Genomic DNA, 23,221 nt, shown 5'->3' with positions numbered 1-23,221 from the left:
CCAGCGACGCGGCCCATTCGCGGGTCAGCCCCGGTTGCACGGGCTTCGGCCGACGATCGTCGGGATCGCCCCTTCCTCGGCCAGCACGGTCGCGATCGCGCCGCCAATCCCGGCACCGCCGCCGGTGACGATGACGACCTTGCCGTCAAGGCCCAGTTTCACGCCGCCGCCTCCATCCGGGGATGGCGATAATGTTCGATCGAGGCCGGCTTCATCTCGATCGAGAAACCCGGCCGGACCGGCGGCATGTAGGCCGCGCCGCGGATCACGCAGGGATCGACGAAATGCTCGTGCAGATGGTCGACATATTCGATCACCCGCCCCTCCCGCGTGCCCGAAATCGCGACATAATCGATCATCGACAGATGTTGCACATATTCGCACAGGCCAACGCCGCCGGCATGCGGGCAGACCGGCAGATCATATTTGGCCGCCATCAGCATCACGGCCAGAATTTCGTTGAGCCCCCCGATCCGGCAACTGTCGATCTGCACGATATCGATCGCACCGGCCATGATGAACTGCTTGAACATGATACGGTTCTGGCACATCTCGCCGGTGGCGACCTTGATGTCGCCGATGCCACGCTTGATCGCGGCATGCCCCAGCACGTCATCGGGGCTGGTCGGTTCCTCGATGAACCAGGGTTTGGCGAACGACAGGGCATTCACCCAATCGATCGCCTGTTTCACTTCCCACACCTGATTGGCGTCGATCATCAGCCGTACGTCGAGGCCGACCGCCTCGCGCGCGATGCGCAGCCGGCGAACGTCATCGTCCAGATCACGCCCGACCTTCAGCTTCACATGCCGGAAGCCGGCATCCACCGCCGCCCGCGCCAGCGCGCGCAGCTTCTCGTCCGGATAGCCGAGCCAGCCGGCAGATGTCGTATAGCAGGGATAGCCTTCGGCTTCGAGGATCGCGATCCGCTCGGCCTTGCCACCCTCCCGCGCGCGCAGCAGATCCAGCGCCTCGTCGGGCGTGACGCAATCGGTGAGATAGCGGAAGTCGATCGCGCGGACGATCTCCTCCGGGCTCATGTCGGCGACCAGCCGCCAGACCGGCTTGCCCACCGCCTTCGCCCACAGATCCCACACCGCATTGACGATCGCGCCGGTCGCCAGATGCATCGCCCCCTTGTCCGGCCCGATCCACCGCAACTGGCTGTCGCCCGTCAGATGCCGCCAGAAGCGGCCGGCATCCTGCTGAATCCACGCGAGATCGAGGCCGACGATCAGGTGCCGCGCCGCCTCGATCGCGGCCACGCACACTTCGTTGCCCCGGCCGATCGTGAAGGTCAGGCCATGCCCCTCCAGACCCGGACTGTCCGTTTCGAGGATCACATAGGCCGCCGAATAATCGGGATCCGGGTTCATCGCATCCGATCCATCGAGCCGCTCGCTCGTCGGAAAGCGGATGTCCGCTGTTCGCAGGCCGGTGATGCGGGTCATTCGTTGGTCCATCCCCCGTCGATGATGGCGGTCGTGCCCGTCATGAATCCGCTCTCGTCCGAGCCGAGATAGACGGCGAGCGCGGCAATCTCCTCCGGCCGGCCAAGCCGCCCCATCGGCTGCCGCTCGGAGAAGGCCCGATAGGTATCCTCATAGGTCACCCCCGTCCGCCCGGCCTGCTCGCGCATCCGCTGGAGCAGCGAGGGTGATTCCACCGTGCCAGGGCAGATGGCGTTGCAGCGCACCTGTTCCCGCGAATAATCGGCAGCGACAGCCTTGGTCAGGCCGACAACCGCCGCCTTCGACGCGCCGTAGGCAAAGCGGCCCCTCACCCCGATCAGCGAGGAAGCGACCGACGAGACGTTGACGATCGACCCGCCGCCCGCCGCGATCATCCCGGGCAGATAGGCGCGGATCGATCGATACATGGCGGTGGCGTTCAGCGAGAAGGCCAGATCCCAGTCGGCCGGCGGACAATCGAGGATCGTGCCGGCATGGACGATGCCGGCGGCGTTGACGAGGATGTCGATCGGTCCGGTTCGTTCCGGCAAAGCATCGATCGCGGCATGATCGGTGAGATCCAGCGCGATCGAGTTCGCGAAATCCTCGACCAGCGCCCCGTCACGATCGAGCGCATGGACGACCGCGCCCTCCGCCACGAACGCATCCGCAATCGCCCGGCCGATGCCCTGCCCCGCCGCCGTCACCAGCGCCCGCTTGCCCGCCAATCTCACCGGAGCGAGCCCTTCATCTCATCTTTCATATTTAGAAGTTAGTTTTGTATTCGATGACGAGCAAGCGGAAACTGCCGTATTTGCGAGTATGATTGCGCCCCGAGACGCCAGCGATTACCGACGATGCATGGCCGAGGAAGCGGGAGCGAAGGACAAGGCACGCGGATATGCCGCCCCGGCGATCGAGAAGGGCTTCGACGTCATCGAGCTTCTCGCCGACTCTCCCGGCGGACTGACAATCAGCGAGATCGCGCAGCGGCTCGGCCGCTCCATCAGCGAACTGTTCCGGATCATCGTCGTGATGGAACGGCGGCGCTGGCTTTACAAAAATCCTTTCAGCGATCGCTACACGGTCACCTACCGGGTCCTGGAGGTCGCCTATCGCGCGACGCCCGCTCAGGCGCTGACGCTGGCCGCCGCACCGATCATGCATGATCTGACGCTGGCGACCAACCAGTCGTGCCACCTCGTCGTTCGCGCGGAAGGGCGCGGCCTGGTCGTCCTGCGCCAGGAAAATGCGGGGCCTTCGGGTTTCGCGATGCGGCTGGGCGCGGTGATCGATCTGGTGACGAGTTGCTCCGGCCACGTCTTGCTCGCCTATACGGAAGAGGAACGGCTCGACGCCGTGCTGGCGCATCTGCCGGAACCCTGGGCGATGCCCGAGGAGCAATTGCGCAAGAAGCTCTCCGCCGTTCGCCGGCGCGGTTATGAAAAGCAGCCGAGCGCGCGCGTCGCAGGCGTGACCGATCTCAGCTATCCGGTGTTCAGCCTGGGCGGCGGGATCGCCGCCGCGCTGACCATCCCTTACATCCTGATGATCGATGGATCGCAGGCCCATGATCTCGAAGGAATCCGCCATCTGCTGGGCGAGGCCGCGCGTCGCATCTCGTCGGAACTCGGCTGGTCAGCCTGACGTCGTAGCGCATGGGGCAGTCCAGCCCGGACTGCCCGCGCCCGCAGCCCCGCGACGTCACCGTCGGACCAGGCCGAAGGTGGCGATGGCCAAGGTTAAGATGACGGAGGGAAAGCTCTATCCGTTCGCCGCCATCGACCGCACCAGCAAGGTCGCCGTCACGCAATTCGTCGAGGACGCTCGCCGGCCTCCCGCCTTGTGAATAGTCCGGACGTCACAGCCAGACCGATTCATCCTCAATCCGATCCACCAGATGCCGGGACGGAACAGCTAGCGTCCGGTTGGGCAAACCCGCCCAGGCGGCTCGGCTTCGTTTGAATGAAGCATCAGATGGATCGAAGCCCGCCTCTTGCGGGCTTTTTGTTTCCCGCCTTGGTGGTATGCCTACCATGCAGCCCCGAGCTTATCTCGCGCCCCAATGGCCGGGACTGAGGTCAGGAAAACTGGCCGTAGAGACGCGGGAAAGAATGCCGCCGGAATAGCCGCGCAACGGGGACCGAAACGACCTCAGCGCACACGCCGCATATCGGCAAAGCGCCGGGATTGCGGGGATAAATCCCCGCAATCCTGACCTTTTTCTCAATTGGATCAGCCCCTTGGGGCTGAATGGTGCGGTCGAGAAGACTCGAACTTCCACGGCCTTTCGGCCACAACGACCTCAACGTTGCGCGTCTACCAGTTCCGCCACGACCGCACATCGAGAAGATGCCCCGGAAGGCTCCGGGGCGCTGGCAGGCGCGAGCCCCTAGCAGGGCTTTTGGGGACCTGCAACCGCTCCGTTCGCCCTGAATGCCGAAAGGTGCATTTGCCCCTCAACCGTTGCTGCCGACGAAGCTGACCGCGATCTTCGAGGATGTGTGCGGCACATCGACGGCGGCGGCATCGAAATCGATGCTCTTGCCGGGCGCCAGCCGCGCCTGGGGCCGCGTGATCGTCCAGGCATAGACCGTCTTGCCGGACGAATCCTTCAGCTCCGCCCGGATATCGGGCACGGCCTGATCGATCTGGGTGGGATTCCAGATGCGCCCGGATACGGCGAACAGCTCGCTCCCGCCTGCGATCATCCGCCAATCGGGCTGGCGGGTGATGGCGATGCCGAGCGGCACGCGCCGTTCGGACAGGCCAAGCCCATTGGCCACCTGCCCCGGCCCGAAGGCGATCAGCGCGATGGCGCCGCCCAACAGCAGCACGAGCAGGACGAGCCCGAGCGCCACCAGCGGCCCCTTGATCGAAGATCGCCTGCGCGGCGCCCGCGCTTCGGGCTCGGGGGCATCGACGGCGGCCTCTTCCGCCATGGCCGCCTCGACCACAGGCGCTTCGGTGGAAACCGGAGAAGGCGCGGAAGGCACCTCGGGCGTTATTCCGCCCGGCACCGCGCCGGCGGCAGGCTCGGGCGTGTCGACCGGCGCCACGCCGGGGGCCGCCTGCATCCAGCTGGTTCCACAGGCGCGGCATCGCACCTTTCTTCCGCCCGCGCCGATGGCGTCGTCGGGCACGTCATATCCGCTCGCGCAGCTCGGGCAGGTGATCCGCATCGATTCTGGTTAGCGCCCCGTACACCGCTGCGGCAAGCCAAGTCGGTGACAAGATTGCGCGAAGTCCGGCGCATGCTTGCCCGCCGCGCATCCGCCTGCAATGGTCGATGGCGATGTCCGGGATCGTCCATTTCGAAAATGTCGGCCTGCGATACGGCACCGGCAGCGAGACGCTGTCGAACCTCACCTTTTCGCTCGCCCCGGGATCCTTTCATTTTCTGACGGGTGCTTCGGGCGCGGGAAAAACCTCGCTCCTGCGCCTCATCACGCTGGCGCAGAGGCCGAGCCGGGGCATCATCCGCCTGTTTGGCGAGGATGTCGTCACCCTCCCGCGCGAGGCGCTGCCGGCGGTGCGCCGGCGAGTGGGCGTGGTCTATCAGGATTTCCGCCTGATCCCGCATCTCACCGCCTTCGAGAATGTCGCGCTGCCGCTGCGCATCATGGGGCAGACCGAGTCGACCGTGCGCGCGACGGTGCGCGAGATGCTGGACTGGGTGGGGCTTGGCCCGCGCGCCGAGGCGCGTCCACCCACGCTTTCCGGCGGCGAACAGCAGCGCGTGGCGATCGCCCGCGCGGTAGTCAGCCGGCCGGAACTGATCGTCGCGGACGAGCCGACCGGCAATGTCGATCCCGAGATGGCGACCCGCCTTTTCCAGCTGTTCGAGGGGCTGCACCGGCTGGGCACCACCGTGCTGGTGGCGACGCACGATCTGCCGCTCGTCCAGCGCTTTCCTTCCGCGATGACGCTCAGGCTGGCGCGCGGGACGGTGGAGGATCCTTCCGGCATAATACGCCATCCCGCCGCCCCCGGCCGAGCCTATCGATGAGCGCGCTGCCGACAGACCTGCTACCGCGCCCCGGCCGGCGCAGCACGCTGCCATGGCTGATCGCGGCCGTCGCCTTTCTCATGGCGCTCGCCGCAGCCGCCGCGCTCGCGCTTGGCCGCAGCGCGGACGCGATCGCGCAGACCGCCACGGGCCGCATCACCGTTTCGATCGTGGAAGCCGATCCCGCGCAACGCGCCGCCGGAGCTTCCCGCGCCCTCGCCATCCTCGGCAAGGGAGATATCGCGCGCGATGCAGCCCTTGTCGACGAAGCGGAAATTCATCGCCTGATCGCGCCCTATCTGGGGCCTGGCGAGACCGATGTGGCGCTGCCGGCGCTGATCGATGCCGATCTGCGGCCGGGCGTCCCGATCGACGCGGTGCGCGCCGCGCTGCGCCCGATCCCCTCCGCGCGGGTGGATGCGGAGGGGGAGGTGCTCGCGCCGTTACGCGGGCTGGTTTCGGCCTTTCGCCGGCTGGCGCTGGCGGTGCTCGCGCTTTCGGCCAGCGTGGCGATGCTGGTGACGATGCTCGTCGCGCGGGCCGCACTCGCCGCGCATGCGGGCACGATCGAGACGCTGCACGGCCTGGGCGCGACGGACATGCAGCTGGCGCGGCTGGTGGAACGGCGCACCGCGCTGGATGCGCTGGCCGGCGCCTCGCTGGGGCTGGCGCCGGCCGTGGGCGTCATCCTGCTTGTGGGCGGGCAACTGGGCGCGCTCAACGGCGGCGCGGCCGCGGCACGGCTGCCGGTATCGGATTGGGGGCTGCTGGCGATCCTGCCCCTCGCCCTCGCCCTCGCCGCGCTGCTGGCGACCCGGCTGACGATCCTCGGCCAGTTGCGGCGGGCGATATGATCGTCCGGCTGCTTTCCACATTGATGCTGCTGTGGGCGCTGGGCTTCGCACTCTTCGCCACCACCCTGCCCCATCCGGCGGACGATCGCGTGACGGACGGGATCGTCGTGCTCACCGGCGGCCCGGGCCGCGTTCAGCGCGGCGTGGCGCTGCTGCAGGCGGGCCGCGCCAGGCGAATGCTGGTATCCGGGGTCGACCGGCAGGTGCGCCCCGCCGAACTGGCCACGATCAACCGCTTCCCCCACGCCTTGCTCTCCCGCATCGATCTGGGCGCGGACGCCGTCGACACGCGATCGAACGGGGACGAGGCGGCGGCGTGGGTGACCTCCTATCGTTTCCGCACGATCCGGCTGGTGACAACGGACTGGCATATGCGGCGCGGGCTTCTGGAATTGGGCCAGCGCATGCCGAAAGACGTGACGCTGCTGCCGGATGCGATCCCCAGCACGCCCACCTTCATGGCGCTGCTGCGCGAATATAACAAATATCTGCTCCGTCGCGCGGCCACCCTGATCGGGCGGTGACGGCCCGAACCTGCCGGCGTGGCAGCCGCGATCCAGGCGCGCTCCTGCTCTAACGTCAGCCCAACATTGGCCCTAAAGGCGGCCCGTGACCGATTCGCGCGCCCAATCGACCCATCCCCTCGGCCTGCCCGCCTTGCTGGTCGCCAATATCGCGCTCGCCTGCGGACCGTGGCTGGTGCGGCTGTCGCAATCGGAAAGCCATGTGGGGCCGGTGACGGCGGGATTCTGGCGGCTGATGCTGGCCCTGCCGGTGCTGCTGATCGCGGCCCGCCGCACCGAGCATTTTCCGCCACGATCAAGCGCCATCGCCTATGCGACGATCGCGATCGGCGGGCTGGCCTTCGCCGCGGATCTCGGCCTCTGGCATATCGGCATCCTTCACACCCGCCTTGCGAACGCCACCCTGCTCGGCAACGTCACCGCGCTGATTTTCCCGCTCTACGGTTTTGCCGTTTCACGCATCTGGCCCCGGCCGCGCCAGTGGGCGGCTCTGCTGCTCGCCTCGATCGGCGCGATCACGCTGATGGGGCGTTCCTATGAGCTTTCGGGACAGAATCTGATCGGTGACATTCTCTGCATCGGGGCCGGCATCGCCTACACCATCTATCTGATCGCGCTCGATCGGGTGCGATCGGCCGCGCCACCGCTTTCCACCCTCGTCATCAGCATAGCATCCGGCGCACCCGTCCTCCTTCTTTTCGCCTTCGGCCTCGGCGAACAGCTATGGCCGGAAAACTGGATGCCGCTGATCCTGCTGGCGGCGGGCAGCCAGATCATCGGCCAGGGGCTCATCATCTATGCGGTGGGCAAGGTGCCGCCGATCATGGTGGGCCTGATGCTGCTGACCCAGCCGATCGTGGCCTCCACCATCGGCTGGATCGTCTATGGCGAGGCGCTGACGGCGGCGGATTATGCGGGCGCCGTGGGCATCGCGCTGGCGGTGTTGCTGGTGCGTGATCGGCCCGCCAAGGCTTTGCCGGAAGAGGAACAGGGCCTAAGCTCGATCCCATGACCGACTCCGCGATCCCGCCCCTCGACATGACGCTGGACGAGCTGCGCGCAGCGCTCGGCCCGCTGCTGCCGCAGGAAGCCGCGTTCGACGGCTGGAGCGAAACCGCGCTGGCCGCCGCCGCGGCATCGCTGGGCGTGCCGGCCGATCGCGCGCGGCTGGCCATTCCCGGCGGCGCCGTGGACATGATCGATGCCTGGTTCGCGAGTGTCGATGCCGGAATGGTGGAGCGCCTGCCGGCGCAGGCGCTGGCCGGCATGAAGATCCGCCAGCGTATCACCGCGATCGTGCTGGCCCGGCTGGAGATCGCCGCCCCTTATCGCGAGGCATTGCGCCGCGCGCTCGCCCTGCTGGCGCTTCCCACCAACGTGCCGACCGCGACCAGATTCGGCTGGCGCGCGGCGGATGCGATGTGGCGGCTGGCCGGCGACGACGCCACCGGCTTCGCCCACTATACCAAGCGCGCCACGCTGGGCGCCGTCTATCTTTCCACGCTCGTCGTCTTCCTCGACGATGAAGGCGAGGATCTGGCGGAAACGCGCGCCTTCCTCGATCGGCGCATCGCCGGGGTGATGCGGTTCGAGAAGTTCAAGGCGCAGATCAGGCCCGATCCGGACAGGCATTTCAGCCCCGCCCGCTTCCTCGGAAGGCTCCGCTACCGGACGCGATGAATCGCCGCTGGCCAAATTGATAATGTGTCGCAACAGCTCTATGTGCATGCGATGCGCCTCGACGAGCTTCCCCTCCGCCAGACTGCCCATATCGCCGCGATCGACTGGTCGGCGCTGGACGACAAGGGCGCCCGCCGCCTGCGCGAGCTGGGCTTTGACGAGGGGGTGGAGATAGAGGCGCTGCATCGCGGCCTGTTCGGCCGCGATCCGATCGCCTGCCGTGTCGGCCGGATGACGATCGCGCTGCGCAAGAAGCTAGCCTCCGCGATCACGGTGCGTCCGGAATGAACCCGGCACCTCTCGTCGTCCTCGTCGGCAATCCCAATGCCGGCAAGAGCGCGCTGTTCAATGCGCTCACAGGTGCGCGCCAGAAGGTGGGCAATTATCCCGGCGTCACGGTGGAACGGAAATCCGGCCGCATGGCGCTGGATGACGGCCGCCCGATCGAGCTGGTGGATCTGCCCGGCACCTACAGCCTCGATCCCGTCAGCCCGGACGAACAGGTCACGCGCGATGTGCTGTTCGGCAAGCAGGAGGGCGAGCGCCGGCCCGACGTGCTGGTCGTGGTCGTCGATGCGACCAATCTGGACAATCACCTGCGCTTCGCGATCCAGCTCATCGCGCTGGGCCTGCCGACGATCGTGGTGCTCAACATGATCGACATGGCGGAGCGCGACGGCACCGTGATCGATCAGGCTCGGCTTTCCGCGGAACTGGGCGTGCCCGTCCTCGCTACCGTGGCGGTGCGCAAGCGCGGGCTGGAGGAGTTGCGGGCCGCGATCGGACGCGCCACTGCCGGCGGCGGCCGCCCGATCCTCCCCCCGCTCTCGCCCGAGACGGACCTGACCAGCCTCCAGCGGCGCGCCCGCAGCATCGCCCGCGCCGCGACGACCGAGCGCCAGCTCGGCAAGAAATGGACCGAGCGGATCGACCGGGTCGTGCTCCATCCCGTCGCCGGCTTCGTCATCCTGCTCTTGCTGATGTTCGTCATGTTCCAGGCGGTCTTCTCGTGGAGCGAGGCGCCGATCGGCTGGATCGAGGGATTGCAGGCGTGGCTGGCCGACACAGCCACCGCGAGCCTGCCCGATACGTTCCTGCGTGCGTTCCTGGTGGAGGCGATCATCAACGGCGTGGGCTCCGTCGTCGTCTTCCTGCCGCAGATCCTCATCCTGTTCGCCTTCATCCTCGTGCTGGAAGCGACCGGCTACATGGTCCGTGCCGCCTTCGTGATGGACAAGCTGATGGCGGGCGTGGGCCTTTCCGGTCGTGCCTTCATTCCGCTCCTTTCCTCCTTCGCCTGCGCGATCCCCGGCATCATGGCGACGCGATCGATCGATGATCCGCGCGATCGGCTGACGACCATCCTGATCGCGCCGCTGATGACCTGTTCGGCGCGCCTGCCCGTTTACACGCTCATCATCGGCGCCTTCATTCCGGCGGAGAAGGTGGGTCCTGGCATCGGCCTTCAAGGGCTCGTGCTGTTCGGGCTCTATATCGCCGGCATCGTCGGCGCGATGGCGGCGGCCGCCCTGCTCAAGCGCACGGTGGCCAAGGGCGGCAGCGGCGGCTTCATGATGGAATTGCCGCGCTACCAGTTGCCCGTGCTGCGGGATGTGATGCTGGGCCTGTGGCAGCGCGTGCGCGTGTTCATGCGCCGCGCGGGCACGATGATTCTCGCGGTTACGGCCGCGCTCTGGCTACTCACCTCCTATCCGCAGGTGCCGGAAGGATCGTCGATGAAGCAGAGCGAATATTCGATCGCCGGCCGCATCGCGAGCGTGCTGGAGCCTGTCGTCCGCCCGATCGGCTTCGGGCACGATATGGCGATGGCGATCATCCCGGCGATGGCCGCGCGCGAAGTGGCCGTATCGGCGCTCCAGACCGTCTATTCGATCGACGAGGCGGACGAGACGAAGGGCGAGAGGGAGCTGGGCGAGCGTTTGCGCGGCGGCTGGTCGCTGCCCACAGCGCTCGCCTTCCTCGCTTGGTTCGTGTTCGCCCCGCAATGCCTGTCCACGATCGCTGTGATCCGGCGCGAGACGAACGGGTGGCTGTGGCCCAGCTTCACGCTGGCCTATCTCTTCGTGATGGCATGGCTCGCCGCGGGCGCGACCTTCTGGACGGCGACGGCGCTGGGGCTATAGTCTTCCCGACTCCGCACCCCGGCGCATGCCGGGGTCCAGAGCTTCAAGCGTCAACGCCCGTGGCCCTGGATTCCGGCTTTCGCCGGAATGCCGCACAGCTTTTTGGAGAGACGAATGGCCGGATCGGTCAACAAGGTAATTCTGGTCGGCAATCTGGGCCGCGATCCCGAATCGCGCAGCTTCCAGAATGGCGGCAAGGTGGTGAACCTGCGCATCGCCACGTCCGAGACGTGGAAGGATCGCAATTCCGGCGAGCGCAAGGAAAAGACCGAATGGCATTCGGTCGCGATCTTCAACGAAGGCCTCGCCAACACGGCCGAGCGCTATCTGCGCAAGGGCAGCAAGGTCTATATCGAGGGCCAGTTGCAGACGCGGAAGTGGCAGGATCAGTCCGGCCAGGATCGCTATTCCACCGAAGTGGTGCTTCAGGGCTTCAACGGTACGCTCGTGATGCTCGATGGGCCGCAGGGCAGCGGTGGCGGCCAAAGCGGCGGCGGCGGCCGTGGCGGCTGGAGCGATGATGAGGGCGGCGATTTCGGCGGCAGCTATGGCGGCGGCGGAAGCGGCGGCAACTTCGGCGGGGGCGGTTCCGGCGGCGGAAGCGGCTTCGGCGGCGGATCGCGCGGCGGCGGCTCCGGCGGTGGCCGGCCGAGCCCCGCCCCCTTCGACAGCGATCTGGACGACGACGTTCCGTTCTGAGCGGCGGCATTCCGCCCGCGCGGGATCACATAACCGATCCTCCGTCGCCCCGGCGCGGGCCGGGGGCCATCTCCGACGAGACGGGTGCTCGCGCCCCTATATGGAGACATGGTCCCCGCCCGCGCCGGGGCGACGTGCGGTTTATTTCTTCAGTAGATCCTTGAGACCGGCGAGCGCGCCCGTGCGCTTCTCCTCGCCCTCCTTCGCCACGCCGGCGGCGCGCAATATCGCATCCGCGTTCGGCGCGCGGGGATAGGGATCCAGCGCCAGCGCCAGCGTCTGCGCCACAGCCTCCCCCAGATCGACCGCGCCGCCCGCATACCCCACCTCGTCGAGCGCGGCCTCCTCCAGCTCTATCTCCTCGTCGGCCGTGCCGATCTCGGCATCGGCCTCCGGCACGAAGCGCAGCGCGAAGGGCTGGTCGATCGTCTCGGGCACATCCTCGCCGCTCGCGACGCAGCTCTGCGTCGCGGCCGCGACGATCCGGCCCGACACGTTCACCGCATCGCCGATGCGGGTGAGCATCGCCTCGGCCTCCAGCCTGTCGATCGCCACGATGCGGAAGCGTCGGGCAAGCGCCGCGCGCTCCTCGGCCCCCGCCTCCACCGATATCGCACGCGGCACATCGCCCAGCGTATCGAGCCGCACGGGCCGGGAAAATTCGGGATTCAGCTGCGCCATGCGCCCTCCAGCAATTCGTTCACGGGCGTCGCCTCCAGCTCGGCGTTGAGCGACAGGAAGCCATCCCGCAGCACCGCCACCGCACCGCGATCCGCATCCGGATCACGCAACACGTTGCGCGCGATCGCGCCATCCAGATCACCGCCGGGTGCCAGCGCATCGCGGAATGCCCCGAGCCGGCCGCCCAGCGCCCCCATCATCCGCCCCACATGCTTGCCGACGACGATATCGCCTATGCCCTCCTGCCGGAGCTGGCCATCCATGTCATCGACGAAGGTTTCCGTCAGGCGCGCGGCGGCGGCATTGGCCTGTGCCCCCTCGCTTTCCAGCCGCAGCAGGACGAGCGTGAGGATGGTCGCGATCATATCGAACCGGCCATCGATCGTATCGGGCACTTTTCCGGCACGATACCAGACCGGCAGGCGCGCGGCGGAGACGATCGCGCGATAGAGCGGCACGAGCGCATCCCGCCCGGCATCCCGGCCCATCAGCCGGCTGAGAAGCTTCGTTATCAATCCTTCTTCCCTTTTGCGACCGCCCGTTCTTGCAGGCGCGCGGGCTGGCGCATATTGAGGCCCTTGCCCGCCGTTGCAATCCCGGCCGGGTCGCCGGCATTCCGAACGGGAGAGTAAGTTGATGGCCACCTTCGCATCGCGCCGCCTCACGGCTGGCCTGTGCCTTGGCGCGCTCCTCCTTTCCGGATGCGCGCGGATCAAGGATCACAAGGGCTATGTCGTCGATACGGCGCTCGTGGAAAGCGTGATGCCCGGCGTCGACAATCGCGATTCGGTGATGAAGACGCTCGGTCGGCCGAGCTTCGCCTCCGAATTCGATAATGGGGCGACCTGGTATTATCTTTCGCGCGAGACGCGACAGTTCGCCTTCGGCACGCCCAAGGCCGTGCAGCAGACCCTGCTGGCCGTGCATTTCAGCAAGGCGGGCGACGTAAGCTCCGTGGGCAAGAGCGGCACGGAAACGATCGCCAGCGTCCGCCCCTATGGCAAGAAGACGCCGACGCTGGGCCGCAATCGCGGCTTCTTCACGGATCTGTTCGGCAATATCGGCGCAGGCGGCGCCAACGCGACCCGCGCGCCCACCGCCGACAATCCCACCAACTGACCGGTCCGTTCCGCGCGCGCCAAAGCGGGCGAGCGGATCTTTCAAGGGCATTGCGTTCCCGGCCGCGGGCTCCTCCCTCGCGGGAGCAAGGCCGACTGCCCGTGCCGGCGCGGGAGGAGCCCTCCCGCCCCGCGCGCTTCAGACCGCGATGCCCGCCCCCGCCAGCACGGCGAGCGTGAGCAGTTCGGACGCGGTGGAGGACATGGTCGCGATCTGGACGGGCTTTTCCATGCCCACCAGCATCGGCCCGATCATCGCATCGGCCCCCACCACCTCGCGCAGCAGCTTGGCGGAGATATTGGCCGATTGCAGGCCCGGCATGATGAGCACGTTCGCCGGACCCGAGAGGCGGCTGAACGGATAATTCTTCATCACCTCCTCATTGAGCGCGACATCCGGCGCGATCTCGCCCTCGAACTCGAAATCGGGCTTGTCCTTTTCCAGCAGGGCGATGGCATCGCGGACATTGTCGATCCAGGTGCCGTGCGGATTGCCGAAGGTGGAGAAGGACAGGAAGGCCACGCGCGGTTCATGCCCCATCTTGCGCGCCACATTGGCGGTATGCTGCGCGATCGCGGCCAGTTCCTTGGGCTCGGGCCGCTCCGTCACCATCGTATCGGACAGGAACAGGGTACGGTTCTTGGCGACGAGCACGTGGATGCCGCAGGGCCGCCGCCCGGCCACCGGATCGATCACCCGGCGCACCTGTTGCAACGTGCGCGCATAGGTGCGCGTGACGCCGGTGATCATCGCATCGCCCTGCCCCAGGGCGAGCAGCAGCGCGCCGAAGACGTTGCGATCCTGATTGACCATCGATTCCACTTCGCGGCGCAGATAGCCGCGCCGCTGGAGCCGCCCGTACAGATAATCCACCATCTGCGGCACGAGCGGCGAATGGCGGCTGTTATGCAGCTCGAAGCCTTCGGGATTGGTGATGCCCAGCGCGCGCAGCTTCGCCGGCACCTCATCGCGGCCGACCAGAACCGGCGTGCCATAGCCGCCGTCGCGGAAGGCGATCGCCGCGCGCAGCACCACTTCCTCTTCCGCCTCGGCGAAGATCACGCGCTTGGGATTGGCGCGCGCCGCCGCATAGGCGCTGGTGAGGACGGAGGTGGTGGGGTTCAGCCGTCCGCGCAGCGAATCGCGATAGGCTTCCATGTCCTCGATCGGCCTGCGCGCGACGCCGGTTTCCATCGCCGCCTGCGCCACCGCCGCCGGCACGATCTCCATCAGGCGCGGATCGAAGGGTGCGGGGATGATATAGTCGTCGCCGAACGAAGGCGCGTGGCCGCCATAGGCCGCGGCCACTTCCTCCGGCACCTGCTGGCGCGCCAGCTCGGCCAGAGCGCGCGCCGCCGCGATCTTCATCTCCTCGTTGATCGTCGTGGCGCGCACGTCCAGCGCGCCACGGAAGATGAAGGGGAAGCCGAGCACGTTATTCACCTGGTTCGGATAATCCGAACGGCCTGTGGCGATGATGCAGTCGGGCCGCGCGGCCTTGGCCTCGGGCGGGGTGATTTCCGGATCGGGATTGGCCATGGCGAAGACGATCGGCTTGGGCGCCATCTTCTTCATCATCTCGCCCGGCAGCGCGCGCGCGGCGGAAAGGCCCAGAAAGACGTCCGCGCCTTCCAGCGCCTCGACCAGCGTGCGCGCCTCGGTTTCCACCGCATGGGCCGATTTCCACTGGTCCATCTGATGGGTGCGGCCCTTGTAGATCACGCCGGAGCGATCGCACATGATGACGTTGCCGCCGGGCACGCCCATCGCCTTGATCAGCTCGGTGCAGGCGATCGCGGCGGCGCCGGCGCCGTTCACCACCACCTTCACGTCGGAAATGGAGCGGCCGGTGAGGAAGCAGGCGTTGATGAGGCCGGCGGCGGTGATGATCGCAGTGCCGTGCTGATCGTCATGCATCACCGGGATGTTCATCCGTTCGCGCAGCGTCTGCTCGATGATGAAGCATTCCGGGGCCTTGATGTCCTCCAGATTGATGCCGCCGAAGCTTGGCTCCATCAGCGCCACGGCATCGATGAAGGCGTCGACATCCTCGGTCGCGAGTTCGATATCGATCGAGTCGACATCAGCGAAGCGCTTGAACAGCACCGCCTTGCCCTCCATCACCGGCTTGGACGCGAGCGCGCCGAGATTGCCGAGGCCCAGGATCGCCGTACCGTTCGAGATGACGGCGACCAGATTGCCCTTCGCCGTATAGTCGAAGGCGGTGCCCGGATCCTCCGCGATGGCGCGCACCGGCACGGCGACGCCCGGGGAATAGGCCAGGCTCAGATCGCGCTGCGTCGCCATCGGCTTGGAGGCGACGATCTCGATCTTTCCGGGCCGCCCCTGCGAATGGAACAGCAGGGCCTCGCGCTCGGAAAATTCGACGTTGCTGCCCTCGGCCATGCGTTGCTCCTCTCTGAGAGCCTGAGCCTATAGCGGGTGCCATCCGCGAGGAAACCGCGAAACGATACGGATCATGACTTGTCGGGTGACATGCGGCGGAATCAGGCGTTATGGACGGGCTCTCCGGGAGCCGGACGATGGCGGGAGGAGATCCCGGGCGTCGGCCCGCCGCCCAACCACAAGACGATTCCCGCCAGGCGATCCCATGACCACCGCCCCCACGCCGATGATGGCGCAATATCTCGCGCTGAAGGCGAGCACGCCCGATTGCCTGCTCTTCTATCGGATGGGCGATTTCTTCGAACTGTTCTTCGAGGATGCGGCGCGCGCGGCGGCCGATCTGGATATCGCGCTCACCACGCGGGGCGAGCATCTGGGCCAGCCCATCCCGATGTGCGGCGTGCCCGCGCACAGCCACGAAGGCTATCTCGCCCGCCTCATCAAGGCCGGCCATCGCGTGGCGATCGCCGAACAGACGGAAACACCCGAGGAGGCGAAGAGGCGCGGCGGCAAGGCGCTGGTGAACCGCGCGATCGTGCGCATCGTGACGCCGGGCACGCTGACCGAGGAGACGCTGCTCGATTCGCGCGCGGCCAACTGGCTGGCGGCGGTGGGCGAGGCCGGCGGCGGCATCGGCATCGCCGCCTGCGACATTTCCACCGGCCGCTTCGAGATCGGCCCCGTTGCGCGCGATGCGCTGGAGGCCGAGATCGCCCGGCTCGGCCCGGCGGAGCTGATCGCGCAGCCCGCGCTTGCCGCCACGCTGCCGGGTGGCCTCGCCGTGGACAAGGGCTTCGACAGCGCGAATGGCGAGCGGCGACTGAAGAGCCTGTTCGGCGTGGCAACGCTGGACGGCTGGGGCAGCTTCACCCGCGCGGAGCTGGCCGCGGCCGGCGCGCTGATCGATTATCTCGACCGCGCCGGGCAGGGCAATCTCCCCTTCCTCCAGCCGCCCACCCGCCGCGCGGCCGCCGATCACATGATGATCGACGCCGCCAGCCGCGAAAGCCTGGAGATCACGGCGACCGCGAACGGCCAGCGCAAGGGCAGCCTGCTCGACGCGATCGATCGCACGGTGACGGGCGGCGGCGCGCGCGCGCTGGCGGCCGATCTCTCCGCCCCACTGGGCGAGCGCGATGCGATCGAGGCGCGGCTGGATCTGGTCTCGTTCTTCCACGACGATGCCGATCTGCGCGCGCGGCTGCGCGGCGCATTGAAGGCGCAGCCGGATGTGGCGCGGGCGCTGGGCCGCATCGCCTCCGGCCGGGGATCCCCGCGCGATCTGGGCCAGCTGCGCGATGGGCTGGATCAGGCGCGGCGATTGCAGGCGATGCTGGGGGAGGTGGAGCCCGCCCCAGCGCTGCTCGCGCACCTGCTGCCCACGCTGGGCGGGCATGGCGCGCTGGTGGACGAGCTTTCCCGCGCGCTGGTGCCGGCGCCCCCGATCGATTCCGCGCAGGGCGGCTATATCGCCGAAAGCTATGACGCCGCGCTGGATGCCCTGCGCGCGACCGGCGGCGAGGGCCGCCGCGCCATAGCCGGGCTGGAGGCCGCCTTCCGCACGCGCACCGGCATCGCCCAGCTGAAGATCCGGCACAATAATGTGCTGGGCTATCATATCGAGGTGCCGGCCAGGGTGGCCGATCCGCTGATGAAGGCGGAGAGCGGCTTCACCCATCGGCAGACGCTGGCCGGCGTCGTGCGCTTCAACGCGCCCGAGCTGCATGACGAGGCGAGCCGCGTAGGGCAGGCCGGCGCGCACGCGCTGGCCGCCGAGGCCGCGCATCTGGAGGCACTGACCGAACTGGCGCTCGCCCGCCGCCACGAAATCGCCGCGACCGCCGAGGCGCTCGCCCGGCTGGACGTGGCGGCAGCCCAGGCGGAGCGCGCGGCGGAAGGCGGCTGGGCGCGGCCCTCCATCACCGATCGTCCCTGCCTGGAGATAGAAAACGGGCGGCATCCGGTGGTGGAAAGCGCGGTCATGGCAACGGGCGCCCGCTTCGTGGCGAACGACTGCCGCCTTTCGCCGGACGACCGGCTCTGGCTCGTCACCGGGCCGAACATGGGCGGCAAATCCACTTTCCTGCGCCAGAACGCCGCGATGCTGATCCTGGCGCAGGCTGGCGGCTACGTGCCGGCCACCAGCGCGACGCTCGGCCTGTGCGATCGGCTGTTCAGCCGCGTCGGCGCTTCCGACAATCTCGCGCGCGGGAGATCCACCTTCATGGTGGAGATGGTGGAGACGGCCGCGATCCTCGCGCAGGCGACGGAACGCAGCTTCGTGATCCTCGACGAGGTCGGGCGCGGCACCTCCACCTATGACGGCCTCGCCATCGCCTGGGCGGTGGTGGAGGCGGTGCACGACATGAACCGCTGCCGCTGCCTGTTCGCGACGCACTATCATGAACTGACGCGGCTGGCGGACCGGCTGGACGCGCTCTCGCTCCACCATGTCCGCGCACGCGAATGGAAGGGCGATCTGGTGCTGCTGCACGAACTGGCGCAGGGGCCGGCCGATCGCAGCTACGGCCTGGCCGTCGCGCGACTGGCGGGCCTCGCCCCGCCGGTCGTGGCGCGCGCGAAGGACGTGCTGAAGAAGCTGGAGGCGGGCCGCGCGGCAACGGGTGGCATCGCAGCGGGGCTGGACGATCTCCCCCTGTTCGCCGCCGCCGCCAAACCCGAGGAGGAGGCACCCGACGCGTTGCGCGATGCGCTGGCCGGGATAGACGCCGACGCGCTTTCCCCGCGCGAGGCGCTGGAGGCGCTGTATCGGCTGAAGGGAATGGTGGCGGGCGAGTGAGATCGCGCCGATCAGGCGGCGGTATCCATCAGGCTGCCCGGCTCGATACTGGCAAGATAGGTGTCGGGCGTCGTCGGCCTGTCCGCGCTCTGCGCCGCCTTGCCATATCGGCTCTTGTCGGCGGAGGAGGCGGTGCTGGTCGTCGTCTCGCTCGTGCCGTCCGTGTAGGTGATGATTGTCGTCTTCACCGTGCCGGCGACCGTGACGGTGCGCGACAATTCAGTCTTGCTCGCCTCGCCGCCGCCTCCGCCACCTCCACCCTTTCCGGCGGAGGCTTGTCCGGCCGTGGACGAGGCGGTTGTCGGGGAGGTCGTATCGGCGGAGGCCGTCACCGACGCGTCGCCCATCTTGTCGAGCGTTTTCCTGATGTCCGTCGCATCGCTCTCGCTGAGCTTGCCCGACGCGACATCGGCCGCGATCCGCTTGTCGAGCGCCTCGCGCACCGAGGCCGGCTTCGCGGCGCCGCTCCCGCCCGCATCCGCGACCGCCGCGTTCAGGTCGCTCTGAACCAGATCGGCCTTTGCGGACGAAAGGCCGCTCGATTCCAGCTTCCTCTGCAGGACGGTGGTGGATGAGGCGGTGACGATCACGATATTCTCCGGGGAGCCCTGAAGGATCATACGGCCGCCGCTCGGGTCATTTTAGGAAAAGGGCCGGTTTCTGCGACGAACGGTGCGATCGCTTCGCCCCTGAACATCGCGATCTCGAAAGCGTGATGGCCTGCGGACAGGAGCGGATCCACGATCAGCCACCGGATCGCGAATGCCCCCGGATGGAACGCCTCCATCAGCGTGTCGACAGTGTCCGCCTCCCGCTTCCGCCCCCGGCTTCAACCGGCATGGCGCAGGCGCGCTTATTCCGGCTTGGGCATCGCCGCATCGTCCAGTTCGTTCGCCCGAATATAGGCTGGCCGGGCCTTGAGCCCCTCCCAATAGGTGACGAAGGCCGGGCGCGACGGCATCGAGCGGAACTGGAGTCCCCAGCCAATCTGCGCGCCGGCATAGACATCCGCCGCGCTGAAGGCGTCGCCCGCAATATAGGTCTTGCCCGAAACCGCCGTTTCCAGAGCATCCAGCACATGATCGAGGCTGCCATAGCCCACCATGCGTTCTCGCTCCGGCGCCACTTCCACACCCAGCGCCTGGTTCGTCACCGCCGCCTCCACCGGCCCCGCCGCGAAAAACAGCCAGCGATAATAATCCGCACGCGCCGGCGAACCGGGCGGGGGCGCGAGGCCGGCTTCGGGAAACGCATCGGCCAGATAGGCGCAGATCGCCGCGCATTCGGTGACGACCTTGTCGCCATGGACGAGCGCGGGCACCTTTCCCATGGGATTGATCGCCAGATAATCCTCGCTCTTCATCGTGCCGCCATAGCCTAGCAACTCGACATCGTAGGGCTGGCCCAGTTCCTCCATCATCCACCGCGCGATGCGGCCGCGCGACATGGGATTGGTATAGAGTTTCAGCGATGCGGACACGGATCTTCCTCCCCCGATTCGGGCGGGGCGAGTGTGTGTTCTTATTTCGTTCCCGGCAAGATGGTTCGTCGCCTGCCCCTGCTCCCGCCTTCCCGGAAGCAGGGAAAGACCCGCCAGCCTAGAAGCGTGCCTTCACCGTGGCGCCATAGGTGCGCGGATCGGCCGGCTGGCCGACGACGAGGCCGGTATTGCCCGACTGGGTGGCGAGCACTTCGTAATAATTCTTGTCAAAGACGTTACGGACCCAGCCATAGACCTCCCACGTCCGGTTCACGCGCAGGCCCGTGCGGATGTTGGCGAGATAATAGCCGTTGATATCCGTATAGGCCGAGCGCGAAGGATTGGACGAGAATTTCGAGCGCCAGCTGCCGTCATAGCCGAAGAAGATCTCGCTATCCCCGAAAAGCGTGGAGGGCACCCGATATTCGCCGCCATGACTCGTCGCCCAACGCGATACGCCCGGCAGCCACTGGCCGGAAATGTTGCAGAAAGCGGGGCTGATGCCACCCGGCGTGCCCGGCGCGCTGGGCGTCTGCCCGGCGGTGGCTGTGGTGCCGCCGGCAAGCTCGGGCGGGCAAGGCGCATCCACGAACTTCACATATTTGGCATCGGTGAAGGCGCCGGATGCATAGAGGCTGAGCTGGCTGGTCGGGCGGAAGCTGGCATCCGCCTCGATGCCGCGCGTGCGCACCTTGCCGGCATTGGCGAGATAGCCGCGGATCACGCCAAGCTGCCCGTTGGTGACGGTCGCCTGATAATTCTTCACGTCCGTCCAGAAGCCGGCGAGGTTGAAGGTGACGCGGCGATCGAGGAACTGGGTCTTCAGGCCCACCTCATAATGATTGACGCTCTCCGGCTTTACCGTCGACGAGGACAGGATCGGATTGTTGCTCGAATCCAGCGGCAGGCCGGAAAGGTTGATGCCGCCCGATTTGAAGCTTTTCGCATAGGTGGCATAGGCCAGCACGTCCTTCGCCAGATCGAAGGACGCGGTGAAATCGCCCGAGACGTTCCAGTCGCTGAATTTCGGCTGGTAGCTTTGCGGGGCGAGAACGCCGCGCTGATCGCTCGTCAGCGTGGTGCTGCCCGTGCCGGTGACGACCGTGGCGATATAGCTTCCGGTCTTCTTGTCATAATTGACGCGCAGGCCAGGCTGCAGGCGCAGGCGATCGGTGACGTGCCACGTCACCTGGCCGAAGGCCGCGAGGCTCGTATTTTTGAAATGGATGTCGTTATAGGAGGCGAGGCCATTCAGCACCGCCGGATTGCTGGCGCTGGCGCTGGTGGGGTTGAGCAGCCAGCGGCTGGCGGCCGATCCCTGCACCTGCGATCCGGTGGTGTCGATCTTCTGGTAGAAGCCATAGAGGCCGGCGACATAATCCAGCTTGCCGCTGGTGCCCGCATAGCGGAACTCCTGCGTATACTGATCCTGATGCGATGGGTTCTGCGAAACCGTGGTGATCGGCAGGCCCGTGAAATCGCGATCGTTGGAAGGCGTCCAGTCCCAGAAGCGCCAGGCCGAAACGGAGGTGAGCGTGCCCGGCCCCACATCCCATTCCGCGCGCAGCGAAACGCCGCCGATGATCTGCTTGGCCTTCAGCGTCGCATCCAGATCCGTCACGCGATCGAAGGCGTTGGTGGAGGGCGGCGCATAGTTGAAGGCGGCCGCGAGTGCAGCGAACTGGCGGTTGAGCGGGCGCTGGGTGGCACCGGTGCGTACGTAGATCTGCACGCAGCAATCGGGATTCTGGCGGTTATAGTCGCCGGACAGGGTCAGCTTCAGCGTGTCCGTGGCCTTGTAGAGCAGGGTTCCGCGTACGCCCAGATTGTCCTGGCTGTTCACATGGGCGTTGGTGGTGACGTTGTAGATCGTGCCCTGCCGCTTCGTGGCCGATGCGCCGATGCGGATCGCCACCCTGTCGCTCAGCGGGCCGGAGACCGAGGCCTTGCCCTGCACGAAGCCGAGATTGCCGGCGGAGACCTCCACCTGCCCCTCGGGCGTGAAGCTGGGCGCCTTCGATGTGATGCTGATCGCGCCGGCCGTGGTATTCTTGCCGTAGAGCGTGCCCTGCGGCCCGCGCAGCACCTCGACCCGCTCGATATCGAGGAAATCGAACGTGGCCGAGCCCGGCCGCGCATAATAGACCTGATCGATATAGAAGCCGACGCCCGGCTCGATCCCGTCATTGATGAGGCCGAAGGGCTGGCCGAGGCCGCGGATGTTCACCGTCGTGTTGCGCGGGTTGGTGGAATAGAATTGCAGGCTCGGCTGGATCTGCGTGAGCTTCAGCACATTGAAGCTGCCGGTCGCATCGATCGCGCGCGCATCCAGCACGGCGATGGCGAGCGGCACCTTCTGGACGACTTCGCTGCGCCGGCGGGCCGAGACGATGATGTCGCCCGACGGTGCACCGGCCGGCACGGTGCGCTGGCGCGGCGGCTGGCCCGTCCCGGCTGCGGCGGGCGCGGCCTGATCGTCCGCCGCTTCCACGGCGGCGGCCGGCGCGGGCGCCGCCTGGGCCAGCGTGGGCAACGCCAGCAACGAGACTCCTGCCAACCCCGCATAGCGGATCGAGCGCACCGACATGTCATTCCCCTTCGAATCGTTCTCGGAGGGTTACCTACTTTGGAAGTAGGATAAGGCGAGTTAGCAAATCTTGTGGTTGCGAAAGCCGGATGCCCTGCCTCCCATCCATCCTGTCGCGACAACGCGGCGAAGGGCCGATCGGCTGCGACGAAATTTCAGCTCGCCGCGATGCGGGTGCGAAACCAGTCGGCCAGTTCGTCCTCGGAAAGCTCGCCCGCCGCGAGCGCGAGGAAAGCGACGACGACTTCCGCATCACTCGCCTCCAGAAGCATGCCATTGATGGCGAGAAAGGTTTCACTCACCACTGCAGCCGTGCGCTTGTTGCCGTCGACGAATGGGTGATTGCGCGCAATCCCATAGGCATAGGCCGCCGCAAGCGCCGCCGCATCGGGCTCGCCATATGCCACGATATGCCGGGGTCGAGCCATTGCGCTTTCCAGCAGGCCCGGATCGCGAACCCCTTGTCCGCCGCCATGTTCGTCCAGTTGCTCACGATGGATTGCCGTCGCGACCTCCGTCGCAACCCATATCCAACGGGGCATGGTGCGACTTACTTGGCGAGTTCGCGCAGCGCGCGCGCGCGACGAGCCATCACTTCGCGTGCCGCCGCCATCTGACTCTCGAAATCATCGTCCTGCGGACGAAGCTCGATCCCGCGATCGGTCCCGAACGCGCTGACCGTATCGCCCTGCTCAGCCCCGAGACGCGCCAGCAATTCCTTCGGCAGGATCACGCCCGTCGAATTGCCGATCTTCACGAGTTTCAGCGGCATGTTCATACGGGCGTT

Annotated in this window: 24 protein-coding genes and 1 tRNA gene; 11 read left to right on the top strand and 14 right to left on the bottom strand. The window is 67.2% G+C overall.

Annotated features, from left to right (window positions below; genetic code table 11):
* Window positions 1-24 precede the first annotated feature (24 nt).
* From DI605_RS04925 to DI605_RS04915, 3 genes are read right to left on the bottom strand one after another with little or no spacing between them, the layout of a single operon-like run.
* Complete coding sequence (locus tag DI605_RS04925) at window positions 25-162, bottom strand: SDR family NAD(P)-dependent oxidoreductase (RefSeq protein WP_293969889.1); 138 nt, start codon at window positions 160-162, stop codon at window positions 25-27.
* Window positions 159-1,451 carry an L-fuconate dehydratase gene (locus tag DI605_RS04920; RefSeq protein WP_293969886.1) on the bottom strand — a complete coding sequence of 431 codons (1,293 nt, stop codon included), beginning with the start codon at window positions 1,449-1,451 and terminating at the stop codon, window positions 159-161. The genes DI605_RS04925 and DI605_RS04920 overlap by 4 nt, the downstream gene beginning before the upstream one ends.
* Entirely contained in the window at window positions 1,448-2,185 is a 738-nt protein-coding gene (locus tag DI605_RS04915; RefSeq protein ID WP_293969883.1) for an SDR family oxidoreductase, read from the bottom strand. Before DI605_RS04915 ends, DI605_RS04920 begins: the two co-directional genes overlap by 4 nt.
* 127 nt (window positions 2,186-2,312) lie before the next feature.
* Here DI605_RS04915 and DI605_RS04910 point away from each other — a divergent pair, with 127 nt between their 5' ends.
* Window positions 2,313-3,098, top strand: a complete 786-nt coding sequence (locus DI605_RS04910; protein ID WP_293969880.1) for an IclR family transcriptional regulator — start codon at window positions 2,313-2,315, stop codon at window positions 3,096-3,098.
* Between the two features lie 607 nt (window positions 3,099-3,705).
* Here DI605_RS04910 and DI605_RS04905 read toward each other — a convergent pair.
* Window positions 3,706-3,792: transfer RNA gene (locus tag DI605_RS04905), tRNA-Leu, on the bottom strand.
* 118 nt (window positions 3,793-3,910) lie between these two features.
* Entirely contained in the window at window positions 3,911-4,633 is a 723-nt protein-coding gene (locus DI605_RS04900; RefSeq protein WP_293969878.1) for a zinc-ribbon domain-containing protein, read from the bottom strand.
* A gap of 113 nt (window positions 4,634-4,746) precedes the next feature.
* On the opposite strand from DI605_RS04900, the gene ftsE reads away from it, so the two are divergent.
* The 8 genes from ftsE (at window position 4,747) to ssb (ending at window position 11,361) form a co-directional block, all read left to right on the top strand.
* A complete protein-coding gene (gene ftsE, locus DI605_RS04895) occupies window positions 4,747-5,460 on the top strand; it encodes a cell division ATP-binding protein FtsE (protein WP_293970187.1) in 714 nt (237 codons plus the stop codon).
* Window positions 5,457-6,314 (top strand): cell division protein, encoded by an 858-nt coding sequence (locus tag DI605_RS04890; protein ID WP_293969876.1) that lies wholly within the window; start codon window positions 5,457-5,459, stop codon window positions 6,312-6,314. The genes ftsE and DI605_RS04890 overlap by 4 nt, the downstream gene beginning before the upstream one ends.
* Window positions 6,311-6,838, top strand: a complete 528-nt coding sequence (locus tag DI605_RS04885; protein ID WP_293969873.1) for a YdcF family protein — start codon at window positions 6,311-6,313, stop codon at window positions 6,836-6,838. Before DI605_RS04890 ends, DI605_RS04885 begins: the two co-directional genes overlap by 4 nt.
* 85 nt (window positions 6,839-6,923) lie before the next feature.
* Window positions 6,924-7,850 (top strand): DMT family transporter, encoded by a 927-nt coding sequence (locus DI605_RS04880; protein ID WP_293969870.1) that lies wholly within the window; start codon window positions 6,924-6,926, stop codon window positions 7,848-7,850.
* Window positions 7,847-8,518 carry a COQ9 family protein gene (locus DI605_RS04875; RefSeq protein WP_293969867.1) on the top strand — a complete coding sequence of 224 codons (672 nt, stop codon included), beginning with the start codon at window positions 7,847-7,849 and terminating at the stop codon, window positions 8,516-8,518. The genes DI605_RS04880 and DI605_RS04875 overlap by 4 nt, the downstream gene beginning before the upstream one ends.
* Before the next feature lie 51 nt (window positions 8,519-8,569).
* Window positions 8,570-8,806: a FeoA family protein gene (locus DI605_RS04870; protein WP_293970185.1), complete on the top strand. Its 237-nt coding sequence runs from the start codon at window positions 8,570-8,572 to the stop codon at window positions 8,804-8,806.
* Window positions 8,803-10,662, top strand: a complete 1,860-nt coding sequence (locus DI605_RS04865; protein ID WP_293969864.1) for a ferrous iron transporter B — start codon at window positions 8,803-8,805, stop codon at window positions 10,660-10,662. The genes DI605_RS04870 and DI605_RS04865 overlap by 4 nt, the downstream gene beginning before the upstream one ends.
* Window positions 10,663-10,776: 114 nt before the next feature.
* Entirely contained in the window at window positions 10,777-11,361 is a 585-nt protein-coding gene (gene ssb, locus DI605_RS04860; RefSeq protein ID WP_293969861.1) for a single-stranded DNA-binding protein, read from the top strand.
* Between the two features lie 141 nt (window positions 11,362-11,502).
* Here the strand turns inward: ssb and DI605_RS04855 are convergent, their stop codons facing one another.
* Together DI605_RS04855 and DI605_RS04850 are read right to left on the bottom strand one after the other, a co-directional pair.
* Window positions 11,503-12,042 carry a DUF177 domain-containing protein gene (locus DI605_RS04855; protein ID WP_293969858.1) on the bottom strand — a complete coding sequence of 180 codons (540 nt, stop codon included), beginning with the start codon at window positions 12,040-12,042 and terminating at the stop codon, window positions 11,503-11,505.
* Window positions 12,030-12,530, bottom strand: coding sequence for a ubiquinol-cytochrome C chaperone family protein (locus DI605_RS04850; RefSeq protein WP_293970179.1), 501 nt, complete (start codon window positions 12,528-12,530; stop codon window positions 12,030-12,032). The genes DI605_RS04855 and DI605_RS04850 overlap by 13 nt, the downstream gene beginning before the upstream one ends.
* Before the next feature lie 148 nt (window positions 12,531-12,678).
* Between DI605_RS04850 and DI605_RS04845 the strand changes: the two genes are divergently transcribed.
* Window positions 12,679-13,161, top strand: a complete 483-nt coding sequence (locus DI605_RS04845) for an outer membrane protein assembly factor BamE (protein WP_293969855.1) — start codon at window positions 12,679-12,681, stop codon at window positions 13,159-13,161.
* 138 nt (window positions 13,162-13,299) lie between these two features.
* Here DI605_RS04845 and DI605_RS04840 read toward each other — a convergent pair whose 3' ends face one another.
* On the bottom strand, window positions 13,300-15,567 hold the full coding sequence (locus tag DI605_RS04840) for an NADP-dependent malic enzyme (protein WP_293969852.1): 2,268 nt from the start codon (window positions 15,565-15,567) through the stop codon (window positions 13,300-13,302).
* A 205-nt stretch (window positions 15,568-15,772) separates the two neighbouring features.
* Here DI605_RS04840 and mutS point away from each other — a divergent pair, with 205 nt between their 5' ends.
* Window positions 15,773-18,367: a DNA mismatch repair protein MutS gene (gene mutS / locus DI605_RS04835; protein WP_293969849.1), complete on the top strand. Its 2,595-nt coding sequence runs from the start codon at window positions 15,773-15,775 to the stop codon at window positions 18,365-18,367.
* Window positions 18,368-18,378: 11 nt separating this feature from the next.
* Here the strand turns inward: mutS and DI605_RS04830 are convergent, their stop codons facing one another.
* The 6 genes from DI605_RS04830 to DI605_RS04805 all read right to left on the bottom strand — a co-directional run bounded on the left by DI605_RS04830 (window position 18,379) and on the right by DI605_RS04805 (window position 23,212).
* The gene (locus tag DI605_RS04830; protein WP_293969847.1) at window positions 18,379-18,987 is read right to left on the bottom strand and encodes a hypothetical protein; all 609 of its coding nucleotides are present in this window, start codon (window positions 18,985-18,987) and stop codon (window positions 18,379-18,381) included.
* Complete coding sequence (locus DI605_RS04825) at window positions 18,984-19,154, bottom strand: hypothetical protein (protein ID WP_293969844.1); 171 nt, start codon at window positions 19,152-19,154, stop codon at window positions 18,984-18,986. The genes DI605_RS04830 and DI605_RS04825 overlap by 4 nt, the downstream gene beginning before the upstream one ends.
* Window positions 19,155-19,220: 66 nt before the next feature.
* Window positions 19,221-19,847 (bottom strand): glutathione S-transferase family protein, encoded by a 627-nt coding sequence (locus DI605_RS04820; protein WP_293969842.1) that lies wholly within the window; start codon window positions 19,845-19,847, stop codon window positions 19,221-19,223.
* Between the two features lie 118 nt (window positions 19,848-19,965).
* Window positions 19,966-22,434, bottom strand: a complete 2,469-nt coding sequence (locus tag DI605_RS04815; protein WP_293969839.1) for a TonB-dependent receptor — start codon at window positions 22,432-22,434, stop codon at window positions 19,966-19,968.
* 155 nt (window positions 22,435-22,589) lie between these two features.
* Window positions 22,590-22,976, bottom strand: coding sequence for a type II toxin-antitoxin system death-on-curing family toxin (locus tag DI605_RS04810; protein ID WP_293969836.1), 387 nt, complete (start codon window positions 22,974-22,976; stop codon window positions 22,590-22,592).
* An 8-nt stretch (window positions 22,977-22,984) separates the two neighbouring features.
* Window positions 22,985-23,212 carry an AbrB/MazE/SpoVT family DNA-binding domain-containing protein gene (locus DI605_RS04805; RefSeq protein ID WP_293969834.1) on the bottom strand — a complete coding sequence of 76 codons (228 nt, stop codon included), beginning with the start codon at window positions 23,210-23,212 and terminating at the stop codon, window positions 22,985-22,987.
* Between the last annotated feature and the right edge of the window lie 9 nt (window positions 23,213-23,221).

It is taken from the genome of Sphingomonas sp. (assembly GCF_003248515.1).
In the GTDB taxonomy this organism is placed as follows: domain Bacteria; phylum Pseudomonadota; class Alphaproteobacteria; order Sphingomonadales; family Sphingomonadaceae; genus Sphingomonas_I.
Note: the sequence above shows the minus strand (reverse complement) of the source record. Positions and strands in the feature narration are given on the sequence as shown.